General features: G+C 35.3%; 15 protein-coding genes. 7 read left to right on the top strand and 8 right to left on the bottom strand.

Annotated elements, in window-relative coordinates; translation table 11 throughout:
- The first annotated feature begins 52 nt into the window (after window positions 1–52).
- A complete protein-coding gene (locus IPI31_18355; GenBank protein ID MBK7569787.1) occupies window positions 53–1,360 on the top strand; it encodes a hypothetical protein in 1,308 nt (435 codons plus the stop codon).
- Between the two features lie 115 nt (window positions 1,361–1,475).
- On the opposite strand, the gene IPI31_18350 is transcribed toward IPI31_18355, so the two are convergent.
- The 3 genes from IPI31_18350 to IPI31_18340 form a co-directional block, all read right to left on the bottom strand.
- Window positions 1,476–2,078, bottom strand: a complete 603-nt coding sequence (locus tag IPI31_18350) for a hypothetical protein (protein ID MBK7569786.1) — start codon at window positions 2,076–2,078, stop codon at window positions 1,476–1,478.
- Window positions 2,079–2,506: 428 nt separating this feature from the next.
- Window positions 2,507–3,316, bottom strand: a complete 810-nt coding sequence (locus IPI31_18345; GenBank protein ID MBK7569785.1) for a class I SAM-dependent methyltransferase — start codon at window positions 3,314–3,316, stop codon at window positions 2,507–2,509.
- 362 nt (window positions 3,317–3,678) lie between these two features.
- Entirely contained in the window at window positions 3,679–6,177 is a 2,499-nt protein-coding gene (locus IPI31_18340) for a hypothetical protein (GenBank protein MBK7569784.1), read from the bottom strand.
- Between the two features lie 95 nt (window positions 6,178–6,272).
- Here IPI31_18340 and IPI31_18335 point away from each other — a divergent pair, with 95 nt between their 5' ends.
- On the top strand, window positions 6,273–7,586 hold the full coding sequence (locus tag IPI31_18335; protein ID MBK7569783.1) for a glycosyltransferase: 1,314 nt from the start codon (window positions 6,273–6,275) through the stop codon (window positions 7,584–7,586).
- On the opposite strand, the gene wecB is transcribed toward IPI31_18335, so the two are convergent.
- Window positions 7,562–8,653, bottom strand: coding sequence for a UDP-N-acetylglucosamine 2-epimerase (non-hydrolyzing) (gene wecB, locus IPI31_18330; GenBank protein ID MBK7569782.1), 1,092 nt, complete (start codon window positions 8,651–8,653; stop codon window positions 7,562–7,564). The genes IPI31_18335 and wecB overlap by 25 nt on opposite strands.
- 101 nt (window positions 8,654–8,754) lie before the next feature.
- On the opposite strand from wecB, the gene IPI31_18325 reads away from it, so the two are divergent.
- The 3 genes from IPI31_18325 (at window position 8,755) to IPI31_18315 (ending at window position 11,624) form a co-directional block, all read left to right on the top strand.
- A complete protein-coding gene (locus tag IPI31_18325; GenBank protein ID MBK7569781.1) occupies window positions 8,755–9,696 on the top strand; it encodes an NAD-dependent epimerase/dehydratase family protein in 942 nt (313 codons plus the stop codon).
- Window positions 9,697–9,767: 71 nt separating this feature from the next.
- Entirely contained in the window at window positions 9,768–10,739 is a 972-nt protein-coding gene (pfkA, locus tag IPI31_18320) for a 6-phosphofructokinase (GenBank protein ID MBK7569780.1), read from the top strand.
- 39 nt (window positions 10,740–10,778) lie between these two features.
- Window positions 10,779–11,624 carry a hypothetical protein gene (locus IPI31_18315; protein ID MBK7569779.1) on the top strand — a complete coding sequence of 282 codons (846 nt, stop codon included), beginning with the start codon at window positions 10,779–10,781 and terminating at the stop codon, window positions 11,622–11,624.
- Window positions 11,625–12,592: 968 nt separating this feature from the next.
- On the opposite strand, the gene rlmB is transcribed toward IPI31_18315, so the two are convergent.
- From rlmB to IPI31_18295, 4 genes are all read right to left on the bottom strand, one after another.
- Window positions 12,593–13,369 (bottom strand): 23S rRNA (guanosine(2251)-2'-O)-methyltransferase RlmB, encoded by a 777-nt coding sequence (gene rlmB, locus IPI31_18310; protein ID MBK7569778.1) that lies wholly within the window; start codon window positions 13,367–13,369, stop codon window positions 12,593–12,595.
- Window positions 13,344–16,778 (bottom strand): DUF2723 domain-containing protein, encoded by a 3,435-nt coding sequence (locus tag IPI31_18305; GenBank protein ID MBK7569777.1) that lies wholly within the window; start codon window positions 16,776–16,778, stop codon window positions 13,344–13,346. Before IPI31_18305 ends, rlmB begins: the two co-directional genes overlap by 26 nt.
- Before the next feature lie 241 nt (window positions 16,779–17,019).
- Complete coding sequence (locus IPI31_18300) at window positions 17,020–18,300, bottom strand: T9SS type A sorting domain-containing protein (GenBank protein MBK7569776.1); 1,281 nt, start codon at window positions 18,298–18,300, stop codon at window positions 17,020–17,022.
- A 4-nt stretch (window positions 18,301–18,304) separates the two neighbouring features.
- Window positions 18,305–19,924, bottom strand: coding sequence for a T9SS type A sorting domain-containing protein (locus IPI31_18295; protein MBK7569775.1), 1,620 nt, complete (start codon window positions 19,922–19,924; stop codon window positions 18,305–18,307).
- A gap of 109 nt (window positions 19,925–20,033) precedes the next feature.
- Between IPI31_18295 and IPI31_18290 the strand changes: the two genes are divergently transcribed.
- The gene (locus tag IPI31_18290; GenBank protein ID MBK7569774.1) at window positions 20,034–21,719 is read left to right on the top strand and encodes a Na/Pi cotransporter family protein; all 1,686 of its coding nucleotides are present in this window, start codon (window positions 20,034–20,036) and stop codon (window positions 21,717–21,719) included.
- Between the two features lie 935 nt (window positions 21,720–22,654).
- A complete protein-coding gene (locus IPI31_18285; GenBank protein MBK7569773.1) occupies window positions 22,655–25,642 on the top strand; it encodes a TonB-dependent receptor in 2,988 nt (995 codons plus the stop codon).
- Window positions 25,643–25,653: the final 11 nt, after the last annotated feature.

Here is a 25,653-nt window from a genome sequence, read left to right as displayed (position 1 = left end):
TTCTTTGTGAAATCTTTGTGTCTTAGTGCCTTAGTGGCCTGTATTTATTTCGATGCTTACAAAAATTAAATTTAAAATAGAATCAGAGCTCCACAAAGAATATGCATGGACCATATCTGTTTTTGCAAAGTATATCGGATTTAATTGTGAATTTGTTAATGAGGGAGAAGATATTTTAATTGCGGAACACGGTATGGGAGATATGCAGGTCTCGCATTTTTTTAGAAATACATATTTAGGAGGTGACTATCATTTTAAAGGTTATTTTAGAAAAGAACCACTGCATACCAATGCATCCGGTAAGCCGGATTATATCAGCACTTGTTTTTATTTATTGAGTTATTTACAGGAGTATATTGATTACACACCTGATAAATATGACCGCTTTCCGTACAATATAAGTTTACAAAAACATTTTAATTGTATTGATCAGAATCTGGTCGCACAATATTTTGATGCATTATATGAGTCAACTCCAAAACTTAAATCGCTGGTAAAAAAACAAGAAAGAGTTACACAATATTTTCTGACACACGACATTGATTCGGTGTATGGAGCTTTAGGAGATAATTATGGATATTTAGTAAAACACGGAAAGATCGGTACGCTTTTGCAACTGATCTTTAACCATTATCTCAAAACTCCGGATTATTTATTACTCAATAAAATTCTGGATATTGAGGATGCATTTGATGTGCGATCCACATTCTTTTGGTTGGTGAACAGTGGAAAAGGAACACGCAGAATAAACAATGCCGATTATGAAATTGATGCAGCTCCAATAAAAAAGATACGCAGTGAAATAAAAGCAAGAGGTTGGGAAAACGGTTTACATAAAAGTGCCGGCAAAGATAATTTCACCAATGAATTAAAAAAACAAGGTGAACTTGGTTTACCAATAAATCGAAATCATTATTTAATTACTGAACTACCTAATACATTTGATGACATCGAAAATTCCGGAATTAAATTAGATTCTTCTATGGGATTTCCTGATGCGATCGGATTTAGAAATAATTATGGATTACCCATCAAACCCTTTCATCTTAAAGAAAAGAGAGCGTATAATTTTGTTGAGGTCCCGTTAAATGTAATGGATACTTCCTTAAAATATTATCAAAACTGCAACTCCAAACAAGCAGAAAAAAGGATACTCGAATTTCTGGAAAAAAATAAAACAAATACTCTCCTCACTATTTTATGGCATAATAATTATTTTTTTGATTATGCAGATAAGGGGTGGTTTGAGTTATATAAAACGGTTCTACAATTTATAAAGGATAATGGGGGAGAGGTTACTAATGCAAAAAAGATCATGGAGGAATTTAACTTTAAAGTGTCTCCTCAAAGTTACAACTAGAGAACTCTGGGGATTCGGCATTCCCCCCGCGAGTGTCCCCACAGAGTTACGCGCAGCGAACTCTGTGGATTCGGAGGATAAATCTTCACGCCTGAAATATTAGCAAGATACATATTCATTTAAAAAAATACTTTCTCGAAAACTCAAATGCCTCTTTACCTTCAAATACTTCAACAAAATGCTTAACAGGATATATACCCTGCTCTCCTGTTGAATAATACTTCGCACTACTGTGAATATATTCCTCAGGAGTAATTATTAATCCTGCCTTCACTGGATTTAAGTGCATATATTGAAGTTTCTGCAAAATGTAATTATAATTGTAACATTCCTTACAATCAAATGAATCTTCAAAAACCTTGTGTTTAAATCCCTTTTTTCTTTCATAATCCGAAACACAATTTTGTAGTTGTAAAACTATTTCTCCCTCATCTAATTTCTTCAATTTGCTGACAATGGAGTATGAAAATAATCTTTTAGCCTCGCCTATAACTTTATTTATTATAGGACTATTATTATCTAAGTATATAATTGCATGCATATGATTGGGCATTATAACATATCCTATTATTTGATCACCTCGGTTTACCAGAAAATCAAACCAGGAATATATTTTATCGTAGAAATTGGTAATTTGGAATAATGGTATCCAATTACAATTTGTAAAGGTACAGAAATAACTTGTTCCTTTATCGGGTTTAAGGGTTCGCAATGTCATTGAACGAAGGTATTAATCTTACATTAATAATTTTCCTCCGAGGCCACAGAGTTGGCTGCGCGTAACTCTGTGGGGACACTTTTTTCTTGTATGTTTTCTTCGAATTATTTGGTGGAGAGGCTATACACGCTAAAATTTTTCAGCGACTATTTTCTCATTGTTTATAATTTTTATTTTGATAACTAATTTCCGAGACCACAGAGTTCGTTGGGCTTGCTCTGTGTGGACATAAATGAAGTATTGAAATTAAGTTAGCTCTACCTTGACTAAGCATGATAATTAAAACTCCGAGGCCACAGAGTTCGCTACGCGTAACACTGTGGGGACACACATAGGATAGAGCTTCAGAACTCAACGCTCCGAATCCACAGAGTTCGCTGCGCGTAACTCTGTAGGGACACAGAAATATTGTCAATTGTCAATTTGGATCATTTCCACGCCTTCACAATCAATCCCGTGCCCGTCTTATGTTCACTATGCGTATCCAGATAATTAAGTATCAAACAAAATGGGAATGTGAGGAGATAATAAAATGGTAAAATAATAAAAAATGCCTTGGAGATATTTAATAATTGCAGCGGATATTTCATCGATAATCGCCAGGCAATTTTGCCGGGAGTTCCGTATGCATATCTGGCCTCTGTTTTTTGGAATCCGGCTGAGCGCAATTTCACCTGAATATCTTCCATATTATATCCATCGCGCACATGTTCTTCAATAAATGAACTATCATCTCCCTCCTGAACATCAGATCCACCTTGGTCGGAAGGAGTGGAGATCAATACCATTCCACCCGGAACTAATGATGCGTGAAAATTTTTAAACACTTCCACATCTTCTAATACGTGTTCCATAACATCCACACAAACAACTAAATTAAAATGATTATCTATTTTAAATTTTGTAAGGTCTTGCACCTGAAAACGAATATTTTTTCTACCTATCTTTTTGAAAAACACATTACAATCTGCAATTTGTTCTTCCTTTACATCTACTGCCAAAAACTTCCATTTTTCACTCATGGAACTTAAATAATAGGAGTATTGTCCGAAACCTGAACCGGCATCCATGATATGTTGTTCGGAATCAAGTTTTCCCTTCGCCCATTTTTTTAATTCTTTATGGATATGCCACGACCTTAATAATAAAAGGTCAAGCATTTTATAAAAAAGTATTCTTAAAAAAGGGGTTTTATTAAATACACTTCCTAAACTTCGTTTTACCGGATCGTATTGCATGTATTATTTGATTGATTCGTTATTTGTTTATTGAGTTATAATGTCACCCCTACCGGGGTTTTGGAAATTATTTACTTTTGTATTTTCTATAATAATGTCACCCCTATCGGGGTTTGGTATTTCGTAAAATTTGAAGTGTTAAACTTTATCACACATGCCTTTTTTTTTAATTCTCTAAATTACAATATTCTGTATTGATTTACCTTTTAGTTGATTTTCTGCATTCTTTCCTCATTAACTGAATTATAAATTAATGTATAAATTCTAAAATGGTTCTTTAACACAAATCCGCCGCGGCGGATGATATTATATCCCATTAGAAATGAATAATGTTGACTTTTACCTGATTTTTTTCGTAATAATTATTTGTTTGATTCGATGGATTGTGTATTATTTTCTTTCCTATACGCCATAAAAAATCCCGCAGCAACTATGATCAATATTAATGAAGATGCAGCTGTGGAAACTTTTTTACCGGCATAAAAAGAATGAGGTTCAAATTTAAAGGTGATGTCATGTTCTCCTTCAGGGATCCACAACCCGCGTAAAATATAATTTGCCCGGAAATGGTCCACATATTTTCCATCTATATATGCTTTCCAGTCCTCATTTCCTCTGTACCAAACTTCACTAAATACCGCAGGACTCGCCACATTATTTTTTGATTTATATTGCAATTCATCAGGAGTAAATTTCACCAATTGAATACTACGCATCGAATCCATAGGAACTGTTTCTGAAACAATTTGTGATTTAAATTCTGAATGTACTATTACTTTTTTAACTGGATTTAATTTTTCAATTGCCGCAAATTCTTCATCAGCCGAATTTACCATTTGCACCGAATCAACAAACCAGGCATTACCACAGGCCATAGGATTTCTTTCAACCGATGGTTTATTTCCGCGATTGCTAATGATGTATTTCGTATTTAACATATTAATGGCAGGATAACTTCCTTTGCTTAAATACCCGTCGATCATATCCTGATATCGCTGCAATTTAGCACCGTGATAACCACCCAGATTTTTATAATAATAAGAAGTGCTTCCATCCTGATCTAAAGCAGCCATTGTATTAAAAACGCGGAAATTTGGATCTTTATCTTTTATTACCGGAATAGCATTTCTGAATCGCTGCTCATAAAAATTCGAATCTGCATAATTATCTTTTCCGAGATAATGAGAATCTACAATTAACAAGTCAAGAACCGGTAAAATACATATGATGGCAATTGCAACTTTTCCGTTGATCGTTTTCCTAAGAAATAAAAATAAAGTGAGTGCGGCTAGCCCAATTAAGAAGGTGGAAACAAACACATCTGTTCTTATCATCGCTAAACGTTCATCTTTAAGCAAGTCAAAATATGCCATTGTTTGCGGGTCATTCATTTGTGCGAGATAAGCTTCCTCCCTCGGACTTGTTAAATCAAATAAACTACCGGATAGTAATAATAACACACTTAATCCACCAACAATTATCGAACTCCATTTAAGCGCGAACATTTTTCTGTTATCATCAAATTCATTATCTCTGGATAAAAATTTATTCACAATATAATATGCCATTACGGGAATTGTTAAACACAGCATAGTCATTGCCATCGAAACCGTACGGAATTTATTATACAACGGAAAGTAATCGAACATAAAATTATTAAACGCAGGAAAGTTTTTACCCCATCCTAAAAACAGCGATAAAACTGTTGCAGCAATTAACCACCATCTCAATTTATTATTTGCAAGAAAAGCACCTAATAAAAACAGAAAACATAAAATAGAACCAACATATATAGGGCCTGAGGTAAAAGGCATATCCCCCCAATACTTTGTTCCTTGTCCGGAATATTGTAATAATTCCTGTGCTTTTTTCTGGTCTTGCTGATAAGCAGATTGCACGAAAGAGAGCAATGGACTTTCAATTGTTTTTCCGTCTTTACTTTGTAAAAATGAAAACCCACTTCCTCCACCCGAAAAATTGGAATACATAATACTAAATGATTCCGCAACTCCTGAACTCCAGCTGAATGCATATTCCCTATCTAATCCACTTCCTTGCTTTTCGCTGGTTGTGGTTAATTCGCTCCCTCCTCTAATCGTTTCTTTACTGTATTCGTAGGTTGTCCATAATTTGGATGTATTTGCACTCACTGCAAATAATATTGCAACTAAAATAATTCCAGCATTTTTAAAAAAAGAAGTTAATTGTTTTTCACGCAATGAATAAACAAATTCCGAAATCATCCAACAGAAAATAATGAGAAACATATAATATGTTATTTGAGGATGATTGGCCGTTATCTGACATGTCATTGCAAATAAGGTAATAGAGGCTCCGAGCCAAAACTTTTTTTGCAATAAATAATTTATTCCTGTTAATACCAGTGGCATTAATGCGAGCGCATTCACTTTTGTGTTATGGCCAACTTCCATAAATGTAATAAGATAAGTTCCTAAGGCATAACACAAAGCCCCGGATATAGATAGATAATAATTGACCTTAAAACTTCGCAGCAATAAAAAAAAGCAGACCAATGCTATGAACATATAATTTGCAGGACGCGGTAAAAACACGCCTAAAAACTTATTTACTTTTTCAAAGACATTTCCATTTTCCGGAAGCATTATTTGATAAGTGGGCATTCCTCCAAACATTGAATTTGTCCAAAGTGCTGCATCTCCTGTTGAATTATAGTGGTCGGTGGCCTCTTTACTCGCTCCAATATAGTTCATGATATCACTTTGCACCAAAATTTTACCCTGCAATAGTGGATAAAAGTAAAGTGCACTAAACACCAAAAATGCTACAAGTGCAGCAACAAAAGCTAAAATATTTTTTTGACCTGTTGGTTTATTCATCATTCCATTGGATTTGAAGCGCTAAAGTTAAGAACTTCGGCCTAAACAGGGAATTTGTTTTGCAAGATGTTATAATTTTAACCCTTTATAACAGTGAATTGAAAAAGGTACTTATCATCACATATTATTGGCCGCCAAGCGGCGGTGTTGCAGTGCAACGTTGGGTAAAAATGTCGAAATTTTTGAGGGAATTCGGTTGGGAACCTGTGATATATACCGCTGAAAATGCCGAAATGCCTGTGATCGATCGTTCATTGGAGGCTTCCATTCCTTCGGGAATAACTGTAATTAAACGTCCCATCTGGGAGCCATACGATCTGTATAAAAGATTTTTAGGGTATAAAAAACAAGAAAAAATTGGCGCCGGATTTTTACAGGAAAAAAAGAAACCCGGGGTATTGCAAAAATTTTCTGTATGGGTAAGGGGAAATTTTTTTATTCCTGACGCACGTAAATTTTGGATAAAACCTTCTGTTAAATTTCTTACAGAATATTTACAAAATAATCCTGTTGATGCAATTATTTCTTCCGGACCTCCACATAGTATGCATTTGATAGCAATGGGGGTAAAAGAAAATTTACATATTCCATGGATAGCGGATTTTCGTGATCCCTGGACAAAAATAGATTATTACCAGGAATTAAATTTATCCGATTATGCTGATAAAAAACATCATGCACTCGAACAAAAAGTATTGCGTTCAGCTGACAAAGTTGTAACTGTAAGTAAACACTGGGCATCTGATTTTAATCTCATAAATAATAACAACACAGAAGTTATTACCAATGGTTTTGATGAGGATGATTTTGATAAAAATTTAATTGAAATTGATCGGGGATTTATTTTGCATCATTCCGGTATGATTAATAAAGCACGTAATCCGGAATTATTATGGGAAGTTTTAGCGGAATTGTGTAAAGAAAACGAAGAATTTAATAAAGAACTTAAAATTCAGCTTACAGGGAATATCGATTTTACTGTGTCAGAAAGTATTGCGAATAACAAATTACAGGACAAATTAGTTCATATAGAACATTTGGCGCATAATGAAGCTGTACAGGCCATGCAGCGTTCTCCCGTTTTACTTTTATTACTAAACGACACACACGATATTTTGGGGCGAATCCCTGCAAAATTATTTGAATACCTGGCAGCCGGAAGACCGATATTGGTAATAGGAAATGTTGAAGGCGATGCAGCGGTTATAATTAAAGAAACAAATTCAGGTGTAGTTGCAGAAATGAATAATAAAAATGATATCAGAGAAAAAGTATTGTTGTTGTTTGATCAATATAAAAGAGGTCAATTAAAAATTAATTCTGCGGGTATAGAAAAATATGCGAGAAGAGAAAATGCCAAAAATTTTGCAAAAATATTAGACGGTCTCTATAAAACCTCTGCTAAGATCTGAAAAATTCTGCTTGATGAATTTCCATCCCATAAAGGTGGTATTACTCCGCTTTTGTAAGAATTGTTTTTTATAGAATTAATTAGATCATCTATACTTTCTAATTTCCAATCGGTGAGTGTATTTGTCCCTAAAACTATTGTGGAAGGTCTTTCTGTGTTTGGTCTTATGGTAATGCAGGGTTTTGATCTATAGGTTGTTTCTTCCTGAACTCCTCCACTATCAGTAATAACAAAACTGCAGGAAGAAATTAATTTTTGAAAGGAAAAATAACTCAGCGGTTCTGTGAGGATCACATTTTCCAGATGTTGTAAAAAAGATAAAAGATCGTATGCAACTAATTTTTGATATGTTCTCGGATGAATAGGAAAAACCAATTTCATTTTTTTAGAAATATGTTCCAACAATTCCAAAGATCTTTGTAAATCCACTTTTGAATCAACGTTAGATGGTCTGTGCAGCGTTACCAGTGCGAAATTATTTTCCTCTAACCGTAATTGCTCTAAAATGGGATCTTGGTCGATTTGAGCTGAAAATTTCATCAAAGTATCTATCATGGTATTTCCTACGAAGTACAAATGAGTAGGGTCTTTTTTTTCTGATCTCAAATTGATCAAACCACTTTCTTCGGTAATAAAAAAATAGGTGCTGAGTTGATCGGTAATAATGCGATTAATTTCTTCGGGCATGTTCTGATCGAAACTGCGCAATCCGCTTTCCACATGGGCTATTCTGATGTTTAATTGAGTAGCAGTTTCGGCAGCTGCTCTGGTAGAATTTACATCCCCCACAACCATAATAAGTTCGGGAGTAAATTTATGTTGAATTAAATGTGTTAGTCCCGCATGTATTTGATGCCGCTGTTTTTCAGGATCCGTATTCGAAACCTCCAAAAAATAATCGGGTTGAAGTGCAAGTTGTTGGAAAAAGATAGCCGATAAATTATCATCAAAGTGTTGACCGGTATGCACTATTCTGAGGTCGAAATTGTGAAATGCAGCAGCAGTTTTAAATTGGGTTATTTTGATAAAATTGGGACGGGTGCCAACAACTACAAGTATCTTTTTCATCCTATAATGCGATGGGGCCTAAAGGTAAACCATAATATGTTAGTTACAGAAGTTTGTAAATAAACCCCTTAACCCTATTTTTGTTGCCTTAAAAATTCTAAATGCCGGGAGAAACGATATTATTGATAGGAGCTAGTGGCCAGATTGGGGCCGAGTTGACAATGTTACTGCGTTCGAGTTATGGTGAAACCAATGTTGTTGCAGCCGATATTAAAAAACCGGAGGGTGAACTTTTCGAATCCGGTCCTTTTGAAATATTAAATGTGTTGGATGCCGCGCGGTTAGGGGAGTTGGTGGATAAATATAAACCCACACAGATATATAATATGGCCGCCATGTTATCGGCAACCGGTGAAAAATATCCGCAGAAAGCCTGGCAACTCAATATGGATGGATTGATAAATACGCTGGAAATTGCCCGCGAAAAAAAGATTCAACGTGTATATTGGCCAAGTTCCATTGCTGCATTTGGACCTACTACTCCAAAAGAAAATACCGAACAGATCACCATAATGGAACCAAATACTATTTATGGCATTAGTAAGTTAGCGGGGGAAAGATGGTGCGATTGGTATCATTTAAAATATGGACTTGATGTAAGAAGTCTTCGTTATCCCGGAATTATAAGTTATAAAACAGAACCGGGTGGAGGCACAACGGATTATGCAGTGGATATTTATTTTAAAGCGAAAAAGGAAGGTAAATACGAATGTTATTTAGGCGAAAATACTTTTTTACCAATGATGTACATGCCGGATGCAATTAGAGCAACCTTTGAGTTGATGAACGCACCTGCAGAAAAATTATTGGTGCATTCTTCCTATAATCTTTCTGCAATGAGTTTTTCTCCAAAATTGGTAGCAGAATCAATAAAAAAATATATTCCTGATTTTGAAGTAACATATAATATTGATTTTCGTCAAAAAATCGCAGAAACATGGCCTGAAAGTATTGATGACAGCGTAGCAAGAAATGAGTGGGGATGGAAACACGAATTTGATCTTGATGCTATGACTAAAGATATGTTGGCGAATATTAAATGAATTATAGTTCATCAATTTTTATCCTCATTGGAATATTGTAAATAATTAGTACAGATCAATAATTAATCAAAATGAAAAAAATAGCAGTAATGACAAGCGGTGGTGACAGCCCCGGAATGAACGCTTGTGTAAGAGCAGTTGTGCGCACCGGAATTTATCATGGATTAGAAGTATTCGGAATAATGCGTGGGTATGAAGGTATGATTGATGGTGAATTTAAGCGAATGGAATCTGTGGATGTAAGTAATATAATTCAACGCGGAGGAACAGTTTTAAAAACAGCACGCAGTCAGGCATTTATGACTGAGGAAGGTAGAAAAAAAGCATACGAGAATCTTAAAAAAAATGGCATAGAAGGATTTGTTGCAATTGGTGGAGATGGTACTTTTCGCGGGGCTACGGTTTTTGAAAAAGAATTTGGAATTAGTTGTGTTGGTGTTCCGGGTACTATCGACAACGATCTTTTTGGAACAGATTATACACTCGGTTTTGATACTGCAATTAATACCGCAATTGATGCGATAGATAAAATAAGAGATACTGCTATTTCTCATAATCGTTTATTTTTTGTGGAGGTGATGGGAAGAGATGCAGGATTTATTGCACTTTCCACCGGAATTGCGGGTGGTGCAGAAGCTATTGTAATTCCGGAAACTGAAACGGATATAGAAAATCTTATCGGTATTCTGCAAAAAGGATGGGCACATCAAAAAACATCTGCAATTGTAATAGTTGCAGAAGGTGATGAGAGGGGTGGTGCTTTTGAAATTGCTAAATTGGTAAAAGAAAAATTTGATCATTACGATACACGAGTTTCTGTATTGGGACATATTCAACGCGGAGGAAATCCAACAGTGCGCGATCGTATATTGGGCAGCCGATTGGGTATGGCTGCAGTGGAAGCCTTATTGGATGGAAAGAAAAATGTGATGGCCGGATTAGTAAATGATGAAGTGGCATTTACACCTTTTGCAAACGCAACCAAACACCATATGGAAATTAATAAACAAATGTTGCAACTGGTAGAAATACTGGCTCTTTGATATCTATTGGTGATTAAACAAATAATTAATTAAACAAAATTGAAAAATGCATTTCTTTCTTTATTGGTTTTGATTTTAATTTTTAGCTCTTCTTCAAAAAGTTTTGCTCAAAGTGATAGTATCAATAAAAATTTATATTCCCAAAAAGGTAAATTTTATTTCTATTGGGGATATAACAGAGCCTGGTATAGAAATTCTACTTTTCATGTAAAAGGCCCTGAATATGATCTTACTTTTTATAATTTAAAAGCAACAGATCGGCCTACTCCTTTTTCTGTGGATTATATTAATCCCACTAAAATGTGGGTGCCACAATATAATTTCCGAATTGGATATTTTATATCTGATCGTATCAGTGCTTCCTTTGGTGCTGATCATATGAAATATGTTGTAACAAAATATCAGACTACAACCATGTCGGGAGTAGTTACGGAAGCTGCTTCTATTAAATATGCAGGTTCCTATTTAAATGATACCGTTCAACTTACCCCCGATCTTTTATTATTGGAACATACCAATGGATTTAATCTCATGAGTGCAGAGATCGAATATTTATTACCAATAAAAAGAGTTTTTAACGATAAGGTTGCGTTAAAATGGAATTTTGGTTTTGGTGGAATCTGGTTGATCACTAAAACCGATGTTAAGGTATTGAATTATGGTTTGGATAATGATTTTCATCTTTCCGGATATACCATTGAATTAAAAACCGGTCCTCGTATCGAACTCTGGGATCACTTTTTTGTCGCTGCAGAATTTAAAAACGGATTTGCCAGTCTTCCCAATATCCTAATTCACAACGACCAACCGGATATTGGCGATCAGAATATTACGTATTATGAGTTTTATGTGGTGGGCGGGTATTATTTTAGGTTGTGGAAGTAGGATTATTTGATATTGCCATTACTGAGAGCCTCGCTAAGAGCGAGACCGTCGCCTCAGTGTCCTCAAGGGAGGAAAATAAAACATTAATTTATTTGATCTTAATTGATGTATTTAAATATCAAATTAAAATTAATTGTGAGACACTGTGGTTTGTTGGGACCTAGTCGCTGCGAGTTTTTTTTTGGATTTTACCATTACTGAGAGCCTCGCTAAGAGCGAGACCGTCGCCACAGTGTCCTCAAGGGAGGAAAATAAAACATTAATTTATTTGATCTTAATTGATGTATTTAAATATCAAATTAAAATTAATTGTGAGACACTGTGGTTTGTTGGGACTTAGTCGCTGCGAGTTTTTTTTTGGATTTTGCCATTACTGAGAGCGTCGCTAAGAGCGAGACCGTCGCCACAGTGTCCTCAACGAAGGGAAATAAAACATTAATTTAGTAAAGCTAAATTGGTGAATTAAATATCAATTTAATTATTTGTGAGACACTGTGGTTTGTTGGGATTCAGTCGCTGGGTGTTTTTTTTGGGGTATTGCCATTACTGAGAGCCTCGCTAAGAGCGAGACCCTCAGTCGCTTCGAGTTTTTACTACTTACCAAACCATGCAAACATTTGCAACCTAGAAACCAGTAACTCGCAATTAATATCGAATAAAGAACAAGGAATAAAGAACATCAATCGGAATCTCCAACCGAAAGAATTTCCTTCGATTGAAACGATGAAGTGAATTTAATAATAAACGAAAGACAACCTGGAAATTAAACTCTGTTTTGAAGCTGTGGGCCAATAATAAATAACAATCAAAAAATAAAAAACATCAATCGGATCTCAAGCTGAAAGATATTCCTTCGATTGAAACTTCGAAGTGAATTTAATAAAAATCGAAAGACAACCCGAAAATTAAACTTCCATATGGAACCGGTGCAATGCATAGTAATCGGAAATTAACTCAGAACCCCGAACTCAGAACTCAGAACGAATTCGTTGTTTCATCGCTTCGTATAACACCATCCCCGCCGCTACAGAAACATTATACGAATCAAAATCATTTATGATGGGAAGTTTGGCGTTGGAGGTGATATATTTTCTTGCGTTATAACTTATGCCTGTATCTTCTGCACCCATTATTATTGCGGTGGGAATGGAGAGATCGAGATCGTAAATATATTTATCTGCTTTACCATCGGTGCCAACTAATTGTAAGCCGTTTAATAATAAATATTCTAATGTTTGGGTTAAACTTTTTTCGCGGCAGATCGGAATTTTTGTTAATGCACCTGCGGATGTTTTTATTGCGTCTTCATTTACCGGAGCAGCGCTGTTTACGGAGATAATAATGGCATGCACACCACTTGCATATGCGGTGCGTGCAATAGCACCAAAATTGCGCACATCGGTAATTCCATCCAAAATTAAAAGGAGAGGAGTTTCTCCCTTTTCAATAATAAAGGGAAGTATATTTTCTATACTCTGAAATTCTATTGCAGCAATAAAGGCAATCACTCCCTGGTGATTGCCTCCGGTTAAAGTATTCAATTTTTCTATCGGAACATATTGCAGCGGTATTTCTTTTTCCGCAGCCTTTGCTTTGATAAATGGTATTACATCTCCCGAAGACGATTTTTGTAATAATATTTTATCAACTGTTTTATCGCTGCTTAATAATTCCAATACCGGTTGCCTGCCAAATACGAGGTTATCGAATTTCTTGCGATTATTTCGAGTTCCTGTTTCTCTCATTTGGCGCTAATATTCCGTATTTTAATCTTAAATTTTCCCATTTCGAATTTAATGCATCTGCATATTCAGCATCACCTGCTTTTTTTGCAAGTTCAGTCGAAAAATACACACAAGTTTCTGCCTGATATTTGTCCTGTTCAAACATATCTGCAGTGAACCTGTCGTTTTGAGTCATCTTGTAATAATATTCCAACTCGTCAAATGTTCTGGCTTCCATTGTTCTCACAATTTCCAACGCCTTTTCCTTGTTTCCAAGTTGCTCATAAACCTGTGCAACATTCACCATATTATAATCATAAGGAACACTTGAATTCGGAAATAATGTTAACATCATATCCAAAACTTGTAATGCTTTTTGTTTTTTCTCCGCGCTTTGTTGCATTAATTCTTTTCCAACCTCATCGTATTCCTCGTTAACCGTATCTGTCATCATTTGTCGAGCCTGAGCATCCAGATATAAACGTTCTTCATTTAAACTTTTTACCAATTCAAAATAGTTTAAATATTTAGTAGTTAAAATAGAACCATAACCACTTGGATCAATATACATCTTACCACCTTTTTCAACACCGCCATAAGTGAATTTTTCTTTTTGATTCACCAACAGATCATATTGAATATCGGTATTCATGTTTTTTCTATATCCATCCATCAGCGACTTTTCATTTTCCATTTCCACTGGCATTAACTGATATACCATATTGCGCTGCATCAGATATTTTTCTAAACCAAGATGCGAATCTCCTGTTACACTAATTGCAAAACAGATCGGACGGGTATTGATGTTACTTGCAACAATATCAAGTGTCATCAGATCATTTTTTAATAAGGTATTGCGTTTTAAATTAAAGTTCAACTCTTTTTTTGTGTCCTGAGCAATGTTATCCGGAACAATATCATTTTTTTTCATTGTCTCGGGATCAATGGTGATCCTTAAATTTTGAGTAGGCATGTAATTAAAATAATCTTCCAAGCCTTCGCTATATATCTGTAATTTAGGATCATCGGTCCCTATAAATTTAATAAATTCAGAAAGCTCCATGGTGTTGGTCTTGTATCTGCTTTTTTCATTGGATACGATCTGATTGCGTTTATCTCCCAATATTTTATCCGACGATAATATTAATTGTATCGGTTGAGTTTCATTTGTTGCGTGACGCAATTGATTAATATACCAATCAACCCCGAGGAGACTTAAATTAATTATGCGGATGTCAGTTCTAATTCCCTCCACTTCCTGCGCATACCAAAGTGGATAGGTATCATTATCACCCTGTGTAAATAATATTGCATTAGGCGGACAAGATTCCAAATAATTTCTCGCTATATCACGTGCAAAAGTTCTGGTGGAGCGATTGTGATCGTCCCAGCCTTGTTGTGCCATTAAAATTGGTCCGGATAAACAAATAATAAATGCTACTAATGCCAGGGAGAATTCTTTTTTTGTAGCATTATAAATAAGTGAACCAATAAGTCCCAGAGCAAACATCACTGCCAAACTATAAACTAATACCATTAAGAAAGTGGTAAAAGAATACATGGTGAGTCCTGTAAAGAACATCGCCAATAAAATAAGTGATGCATATAAAGCGTATTCCTGTAATGTTTTTTTGTTCTTGAAATTTTTAGCAAGATCAACCATTGCACCTATGCTAAATCCGACCCAGATGGCAAAGGCGAAAAATGCTCCTATCTGCGCATAATCTCTTTCGCGTGGTTCGGTAGGTGGCTGATTCATATTTATGATATTCATGAATCCCATGAATAAGAATAATGTCAGCACAACAATAAAACCTGTTTTATCTTTTCTGAATTGATACACCATTCCCATAATTCCTAAAATAAATGGAATCATGTAAAAGGTATTATGTGTACTGAGATCTTTAAAACTTGCAGGAAGATCTACGAGTTGTTCATTTTTAGATTTATCGATGGCAGTAATTCCTGTAATCCAGTTTCCATCTTTATATCCATCGTAAAAATTTCCCTGATTATCATTTTGGCGTCCAGAAAAATTCCACATAAAATATCGCCAGAACATATGTCCTAACTGATAATTAAAAAAGAATCCCATATTATCTTCAAAGGTTGGAACATAAGTTTCTTCCTGGCCTTCCGGAACACCGGCATATTGATAATATAAACTTGCATGTCTGTCTTCTAAAGACCCCATTCTCGGAAATAAAACTTCTTTATTTCGTTTTTGAATGGTTTTTGCATTATCACTTAAATTCGGAGAGTTAAGGTATTCAGCAGGGATATCGTATTGGGGTATAAATTCATGCGATACAACTACATAACCATCCTTTCCTTCCACAACACCATATTTCGCTTTTCCTTTTTCGTATTCTATTGGTTGGGCAGTCCATAACGGACCTTTAAATAATGCACGGCTTCCGTATTGTTCGCGTTTTAAATAAGATAAAAAGCTGTGCACATCATTAATTCCATTCATATTAATTACAGGTTCAGCTTTTGCTCTTATCAATACCATTGCATAAGAAGTTAACCCGATCAATAACATAGAAAACGACATCATTGTAATGTATAAAACACGTTTTCCTTTTTTAATGGAATATCGAATGGTCCATACAATTGCACCGATTATAATTACACTGTAGAAAATTAATCCGGAGCCATACCCTAAATTAAATCCGTTAACAAACAATCTGTCGAATGCAGCGCCTAAACCAATTAATTTGTCGAGCAGACCATATAATATAAATGCCACGAGTCCTACCCCGATAAGTATGGTTGACCAAAATCCCTTAGGGCTATATTTATAATTTTTGAAATAATAGATAAGGCAAATTGCCGGAATAACGAGTAAGGCAAGTAAATGCACTCCTATCGACAAACCCATCATCAATGCCATAAACAGTATCCAACGGTCAGAATTCGGATCCTCAGCATGCGACTCCCATTTAACGATGGACCAGAATATGATCACAAAAAAGAAGGTTGCGAGGGCATAAACCTCCGATTCTACTGCTGAAAACCACATGGAGTCTAAAAAAAGACACACTGTAGCGCCGATTATGCCTGAAAACATAATAATTGCTGTTTCTGAGGAAGTTGGGTCATTTGCACCTGAAACCATTTTTTTTGCCATACGGGTAATGATCCAAAAACAGAACAGAATGGAAAATGCCGTTGACAAAGCCGAAAAGAAATTGGTCATAAGTGGCACCTGCTCAGGGTTTGAGGCAAAAAGGGTGAATATTCTCCCCACCATTAAAAAGATCGGTGCTCCGGGCGGATGCACTACCTGTAACTTGTAGGTGGCTGCGATAAACTCACCGCAATCCCAAAAACTTGCCGTTGCCTCCATAGTAACGGCATATACAATAATGGCTATTGCAAATACCATCCAACCCGTAATATTGTTGATCTTATTAAAGCTATTCATGCTGTTTTAACGTTATTTGGCGTAAAGATAAATAATTGGAGGTGAAGGAGTTTGAATGAGGTTGTTATTATTTGTGAAGATGAGGGCTTACTCCTTCCAATTGCTAATAACAGTGAAGCTTCGGATTCTTGCTTTTGGCTCTTTATAAACTACTCTAGATCTCCGTCGGAAATGTTATTCTTAACAAGCCCTGCAGGATTTGAAATCCAAAAAACCTATTTACTTTACTTTTTATTAAAATTTATAGCTTAATCCATTTCTCTAGTATTGTGACTAATTCCGTTGTAACCTCTGAAATATACATTCCGCTAGGGAGCTGACTAATATCATTATAGCTGTTTTTCTGTAAATCAAGATTGACTCTTTCTCCAAATGAATTGAATGTTTTAATTGAAATTTGTTTATTTTCATTTGGAAAGTTTATAAATATCGAGTTTGAAGCTGGATTGGGAAAGAAACTGATGCGTAAATCAGAATTAAATTGTCCAATTGAATTAATAATTGTGGTGTCGATATTACCACCACCATTAGATGTTTTATATATTCCACTGTTGCATGTTGTCATGTAGCAGGTTAATTGGTCGGTGCAAAAAATATCTGTAACATAAATTTCGGTTCCGCCATCAAAATCTGTTGAGTCCCATGTCATACCACCATCTATTGTTCGTAATACTTCAAAATGAACATCGTCTCCTATTTCGGTAGATGTAGCAACAAACCCAACCTCACTATTATAAAAATAAACATTTGTAATATCAATATCATGCGGATCTAACCCCTGACTAAAATCCCATTCTAATAATTCCCAAATATTACCGTAATCCTCCGATTTCCAAATTTGAGTTAAACCATCTCCATAACCATATCCCACCTGTGAAGTTGGAAAACAAATTCCAAGATCAGGTCCATTTAACTCTGAATCACTTGGTAACCATGTTAATCCACCATCATAAGTTCTTATTACATTCGATGACGTAAATTCAATATCAAAAAAACCAGCCATATAACCAGTATCAACGGAAGGAAAGTCAATGTCGGTTGCATAGCCAGACAATAGCATGGTGCCTTCATAATCTGTATAAAAATCTGAAATATTATGGAGCAATAAATTATCAGGTATGGATTCTATGATTTTAATTTTTCCTGAATTGAGAAGCTCAATATCATCAATATAAAATGAGACATCTGCTATATCTGGAAATGACCACGTAGAACCACCATCCATTGTTAATATGATTTCTGTACCATCTACAGGATAACAACATATTATTCCTGTATCGGCATTAATAAAATCTATTATATCAAAAAAACCAATTTTTGTTGAATCGAAAGACCATGTGGTACCAGCATTTTCAGTTTTGCCAATTAAATTATAAGTTACAACAAATCCAACCGAATCCGAAATAAATTCTATATCGTTATAGCATTGATAACCCATAACGTTTTCTTCGATAAGATTCCATTGTGCTAAACTGCAATGGATTTGGAAAAGAAAAAGAATGTTAAAAATGAAATATTTCATGATGTTATTGTTTAATAAAATGTAAGTTGTAATTATTCATATTTGAAGTCATCATTAAAATATATGATCCTGAAGCAAGGTGCGATAAATTTAAAGTAGTTTCTAAATCTGAGGTGACACTAGTAAAAACCTTTGAGCCCATCATATCAAATATCGAAATTGCATATTGTCCGGGTATATTAATTTCTATTGTAAATTCTTCAAAGATTGGATTTGGATATATGGAAATAGCGTTTTTATCAAAATAATTTTGAATTCCAGTACTCAGATCAAATGCAACTATCCAGGCATCACCATCATATTCATCAAATGTACTTATATGACCACATTGGATATCATAGCTTGGCAAAACATCGGGAACGGTATTTTTGAGAAACGCATAAAGCATGTTTCCTTTTAATATCAAATTACCTTCAAACCCGGAGCATCCTAACTCACCACAATCACCAATTCCGCCAAAATTTCTACTCCAAATCTTATTGAAATTTTCATCTGTTTTCATTATCCAGTAGTCAGACTCAGCCCTATTGTCATAATTGTCAGGTAAATCAAAATCATCGGAATAACTATAGCCTAATAAATAATAATTATTTAAATCGTCCACCTCAATTCTCTTTATCATATCAGATGCAGTGCCTCCAAATACCTGTAAATCAACAAAATTCAATTCATCGTCAAAAACTGCTAATCCACCGTCATAAAGACCACCTATACCACTAACATCAGGAAAAATATTAGTTCCGGAATTTGAAGCTCCCACAGCAAGAATCTTGTCTTGATTATAAATAATTTCCCCCGTAAATGAATTAAAATCACTTGTGCCTGAAATGATATTTTCATGAACTATATTTCCAATGCTATCTAATTTAATTATCCAGCGTTTATCTCCGCTTATTCCACTTCCTGCAAGGTCATAATTATCAGAAAATGATCCGATATGAACAACATAATAGCCTCTTTCAATCTCAAGAATATTTCCTAAAGGGCTATCATCAGCACTACCACCCAAATTCTTTAACCAAAGTAAATTACCAATACTATCTGTTTTTAAAATTACAGCGTCATAGTTTGAACTTGCACCATAGTGAAAGGGAATATCTCCACCAGTCGAACTACTTACGCCTGTTATTAGATACCCACCATCCAGGGTAGGCAAAAAATTCTGAAAATCTTCAAATCCGAAGCTGCCAAAACATGCGTTCCAAAGCGTATCTCCAAGGCTATTTGTTTTCATCAAAAACAGATCTGTACTTCCATGAAAATTCTTACAACCAATACCACCGTTACCACCAAAAACAAATTGACCGTTATTTAATTCTCTCACCTTCAAAGGGGCATTACCAAAATCCGGAGTGCTATAATGTTTTTCCCATTGGATATTAAATTCCAGATCAAATTTTATGACCCAACCCATTGTGGAAGTGAGTCCAGCTAAATCCCCATCATTGGATGAAGTATATAAACAAGTTATAAATCCATTATCCGACGTCTGAATTGCGTCTCTGAAAAAGTCATTATCCGTCCCACCTAAGCATTTTTGCCATACTATATTTGGCTGGCCTTCAACGCGGATAATGCAAAAAAGCAAGAATTGAAGAAAAATAAATAAAGTTTTGTGATTCATTTTCACAATTATTTAGGGAAAGATAAATAAAATTTATCTCATAAATGTTCCTATATAACTAATTTAGGCATTGGTATCCTTTTAACCTTTCATTAGTTTTGACACCAATATGGGTCTAAACATCTGGCTAGTTCTCGGTGGTATCGGAATTTTCCTCTTTGGAATACAATTGTTGGAAAATTCTCTCAAAAATTTGATGAGCCGCTCTTTCAAACTCTTTTTGAAGAAGCAGACCAGTAATCCTTTTAAGGCGATTTTTGGCGGTGCTGTGGTGACAGCTATTTTGCAAAGTAGTTCAGCGGTGAATTTTATGGTGCTTGCTTTTGTAAGCACAGGAGTTATCACAATGCGCAATGCATTTGCTGTGATAATGGGCACCAATTTGGGAACAACACTTACCGGTTGGATAGTTGCTTCTCTGGGTTTTAAAATGGATATAGAATCTATTGCGTATCCAATTGCCGGTGTGGCAGGGTTATTACTTTTTAGTTTCAGCAGTCGGCAAAAGTTGGCTAATATTTGCCATTTTTTAATGGGATTCAGTTTTCTGTTTATTGGACTGGGACTTTTAAAAGAATCGATGGAGGGGGATGATATTCAACATCTTTTCGAAAATTTTACCGACAGCAGTTTGTTTGTTTTTTTATTGTTGGGATTTGTTGCGACAACAATTACACAGGCGAGTTCAGCAACTGTTGCAATTACACTGAGTATTTTAAACCAACAATTAATTGGATTCGAATCGGCAATTGCTATTGTGATCGGATCGGAAGTAGGTACTTCCATAAAATTAATTTTGGGTGCCTTAGATGGAGTTGCGGTGAAAAAACGTGTTGCTGTCGGCAACCTTATTTATAATATTGTAACCACCATACTCGCATTTGCTTTTTTGAAACCACTTGCTTTATTTATTACGGAAAATTTATCGGTTAAAGATCCATTAATGGGACTCGTTACTTTTCAGACGGGTATGAACTTACTTAGTATAGTAATTTTTCTCCCTTTTATTAATATTTTCAGCAAGTTTTTGGAAAGATTATATAAGGATAATGATTCACATGTTTGCGGATATCTCACGCATGCAGACCCGACTATCCCGCATGCTGCATTGGAATTAATGAAAAAGGAAACTGCCTTTTTTATTCATCAGTGTAAATTATTTAATCTCAGAGTATTTGATTTAAAGGAAGAAATAATTGAATCAGACCCTGAATTTAAATTGTTGAACAGCGCAAATAAAATAAATGAAAAATCAAATATGATTCAATATGAACATATTAAAGAACAATATGGTGAAATTCAATCTTATTATATTAAATTGATCGGGCAAAAATTAAATGAAGAACAGATAAACGAAACTGATAATTTAATAGCCTGTGTTCGCAGTGCCATGTATTCGTCCAAATGTATCAAAGATCTTTTTGATGACCTTGCAGAACTGCGCAATTCCGCGAATGAAATGAAATTTAATTTTGTAAATGAACGAAGTGCTGAGTTGGAAGTATTTTATAAAGAATTGAATTTGGATGCCTCCATATTAGAAGATAATGAAAAACTATTTGAAACCATTTTAAGACTGTTAAACGAAGCTCAGAACAGATATTCCAAAAATTTGAAGGTATTGTATTCGCACGAGTTTACGCATACCTTATCGGATGTGGAACTCGCCACCCTCATGAATTTCAGCAGAGAAATTTTCACCTCCAACAAATCCATGATCATGACCTTAAAATATTATTTGTCTGATTATTCTTATCTGGAAAGATTTAATGAGGTTTCTACGTATCATGCGTAATGTCTTTTTGTTTTTTGTATTTCATTTTTTTTACCACAAGGATCACAAAGGAACCCACAAAGAGCGCTATGTTTAACACATAATACCTTGTGTTCCCCGTGTGTTCCCTTGTGTTCTTTGTGGTTTTTTTTAAAAGGTAGTTTATTTTTTTACCACAAGGATCACAAAGGAACCCACAGAGAGCACTATGTTTAACACATAATACTTTGTGTTCCTCGTGTGTTCCCTTGTGTTTTGTGGTTATTTTTTTTTAAAAGGTAGTTTATTTTTTTTACCACAAGGTGCACAAAGGAACCCACAAATAGCGCTATGTTTAACACATAATACTTTGTGTCCATTGTGTGTTCCCTTGTGATCTTTGTGGTTAATTTTTTAATGCTAATTCACAAAGGTTTCACTAATATATTCAACTAAAATATCGCAGATGAATTAAGGCTAACCCCGGGCAGGGGTGGCATAATTATAGTAATTATTTAACCTGGAGGTAAATTAACCCTGGGTGGGGGTGACATTATATCTCACCATGCAAAACGTTTTAGATGAATAATTCCCTTTTGACGGTTTGCCGGATTCTGAATCTTTTAAGTAATAAATTTAATTAGCCGGTAAGGTGGAAAGTGCGGGAAGTAAACGGTAAGAGATTTTCGATGTTTCCTATGTCCCTTTTTTCGCCACGAAGACACAAAGGCACGAAGGTGTCACGAAGAAATCTAGGTATAATATAAGTATTTTATTTCAATTGATACCAATTAAGTTTCAAATTGAAAATGAAATTTAAAATTTAAATCAAACTAAGTCCTATGTCCAATTTGCAATGTCCTACGTCCAGTCTTGTGTCTTATGTCCTATGTCGTATGTCCTATTTCCTACTTCCTATTTCCAAATTTTTCATTAAGTTTGATGCTTATTGTAAAAAATACACTAATACCCTGTCTATGAATAAAAATATACTCATCAGTTTAATAACCCTCACTATCGGTTTTACTGCTGCGGCGCAAACAGTTACGGGAGTGGTTTCCGATAAAGCCGATGCTGTAACCCTTATCGGTGCAACAGTTTACGCCAAGGGCACCTCAAATGCAACTATAACGGATATTGACGGTAATTATAGTTTGACCCTGCAACCAGGACAAGATACACTGGAAGTTTCCTATGTAGGATATACCACTTTAATTGTTCCGGTTTCCGGTCGTTCAGTCATTAACATTGAATTGTCGCAGGACGTGGAATTATTGGAAGAGGTGGTGGTTATTGGCTACGGAATCCAGAAAAAAAGTGATATGACCGGTTCGGTTTCCACCTTAAGAGGGGAGGACCTTACAAAAATTCCATCCTTTTCAGCAGAACAGGCATTGCAGGGAAAAATTGCTGGTCTGCAGGTGGCAAGTGTTTCAGGAGCTCCGGGTGCAATTCCGATATTGAGGATCAGAGGGGTAGGAACATTAAATAATTCAGCGCCCATTTTTGTTGTGGATGGAGTTATTCTGGATGATATTTCTTTTTTAAATAGCAGCGACATTCAATCGATGGAAGTTTTAAAAGATGCATCTTCCACAGCAATTTATGGATCACGAGGTGCAAACGGAGTAATTATTGTAACTACAAAAAATGGTTCGTCTACAATAAAATATGATGAGAATAAACCTGCTCCGGCAATAATAAATGTTTCTTCCGAATTCAGTATACAACATTTACAAAACCAAATTGATATGTTATCGGGACGTGAATTTGCAGAAGTTGTAAATGAAATTAATCCCGGAACATTTAATAATTTAGACAAGGTTGCAGATACCGATTGGCAGAATGAAATATTTAAGGCGTATGCTCCAATTCAAAGTTATCACGCTTCCATTGGCGGTTCAACAGGAAAATATGATTATTATTTTGGTGTTGGATATTTTTTGCAGTCGGGAATTATAGACAATTCTTCTTATGAAAGATTAACACTCAAATCAAATAATAAATATTCCATATCAAAAAATATTTCCATCGGAACAAATTTAACCATTGCTCCCGATCAAAAACAAAATGAAGCCGGCGTGGTACCAATTGCCTACAGAGCATGGCCCACCTCAGTTCCATTGAATGCCGATGGAACCTATGCAGAAGTTTTTGGAGCAGGAAATCCGCTTGCAGCAATAGAATATAATAATTCTTATACCAGTCGCATTCGTGCGGTGGGAAATTTATTTACAGATATAACCTTTCTTAAAAGTTTTGTATACAGAAGTAGTTTTGGATTTGATGAAACTATAAAAAAAGATAAAAGTTTTACTCCGGAATTTTATATCAGTCCCAGCCAGAGCAATGCATTAAATGATTTGAATGTTGCGTTGGAACAAACTGGAAACTGGTTGTGGGAAAATACAATTAATTATTCTAAAACTATTAATAAACATTCATTTAATGCACTGGCCGGTATTACTGCACAAAAAAATAAACTGGAAGTATTAAGCGCAGGAATTCAAAATTTAATTGGTGAAGATTCTGCATTGTGGTATATAAGTGCCGGTGAGGCGGAATTTTTAACAGCTTCCAATCGCGGAGAAATTACTGCAATGGCCTCCTATTTGGGGAGAGTAAATTATACATATAATAATACGTATCTTTTTACAGCATCTATACGTAGAGATGGCTCCTCTAAATTCGGAATTAATAATCGCTGGGGAAATTTCCCATCCTTTGCACTTGGTTGGAATTTGGCAAATGAAGCATTTATGGCGGATGTTAAAAAGATCAGCAGAGTTAAATTAAGAGCGAGTTGGGGAATAATTGGAAATGAAAAGATCCCCTGGTCGCGACAATACAGTTTGGTGGATAATAATATTAATGCGGTTTTTGGAATCGGAGAAGATATTACCCAAGGCGCAACCTATGGTGTTTCCGGAAATCCTGATCTGCAATGGGAAAATACAACACAAACTGATGTGGGTTTAGAACTTGGATTTTTTGATAATAAACTCACATCCGAATTTGATTATTACAGAAAAATAACCGACGGGATTTTGGTGGATCTTTTAACTCCCGGACATTTAGGAAACGGGCCATACACCACCGTAACCTACAATGCCGCTGAAGTTTTAAACAACGGATTTGAATGGAACGTGGGCTGGAACGAACGCAGGGGAGATCTGTATTATAAAATAACTGTGCTTGGATCTACTTTACATAATGAGGTATTGAGTTTGGGAGATACAAATGCATTGGGAGGGTTTATTCCTTCCGGCGCCCTCGGCAACGGACAATTAGTTACCAGAACGGTGATTGGTCAGCCCGTTGGTGCATTTTATGGATACGAAGTCGCGGGGGTTTTTCAAACAGAAGATGAAGTAAATACCTCTCCACATATTGCCGGTCAAACAGAAGGTGATCTGAAATTTACGGATCAAAATAACGACGGGATTATTGATGATAAAGACCGTGTTTATATAGGATCTTATATTCCTGATCTTATTTATGGATTTAGTTTGGAAGTGGCATATAAGGCTTTTGATATCGCACTTGATTTTAATGGTCAGATGGGTAGTGAAATTTATAATGGAAAAAAAGCAGTGCGTCCCGATCTGTATAATTTTGAAACAAACTTAATTGATCGATGGACCGGTGAAGGAACCAGTGATACCGAACCTCGTGCAACAGCAGGGGGGACAAATTATGAAGCTTCTGATTATTTTATTGAAAGCGGCGATTTTTTCCGATTGAGAAGTGCAACTGTTAGTTATAATTTTAATAAATCTTTTTTAACAAGATTGCATCTCACAAACGCAAGTGTTTATTTGCGCGGAACAAATTTATTTACCCTTTCGGAATATTCAGGTTATTCACCTGAAATTGCAAGTTCCAATGCACTTGCTTCGGGAATAGATCTTGGAGTTTATCCTATCACCTCTGTTTATTCTTTTGGAATCAATTTTAATTTTTAATGCGAACTCTT

The sequence above is a fragment of the Bacteroidota bacterium genome, assembly GCA_016706865.1.
Classification (GTDB): Bacteria; Bacteroidota; Bacteroidia; order Chitinophagales; family BACL12; genus UBA7236.
The sequence above is the reverse complement of the archived record's forward strand: the minus strand, read 5'-3'. Positions and strand labels throughout refer to the sequence as shown.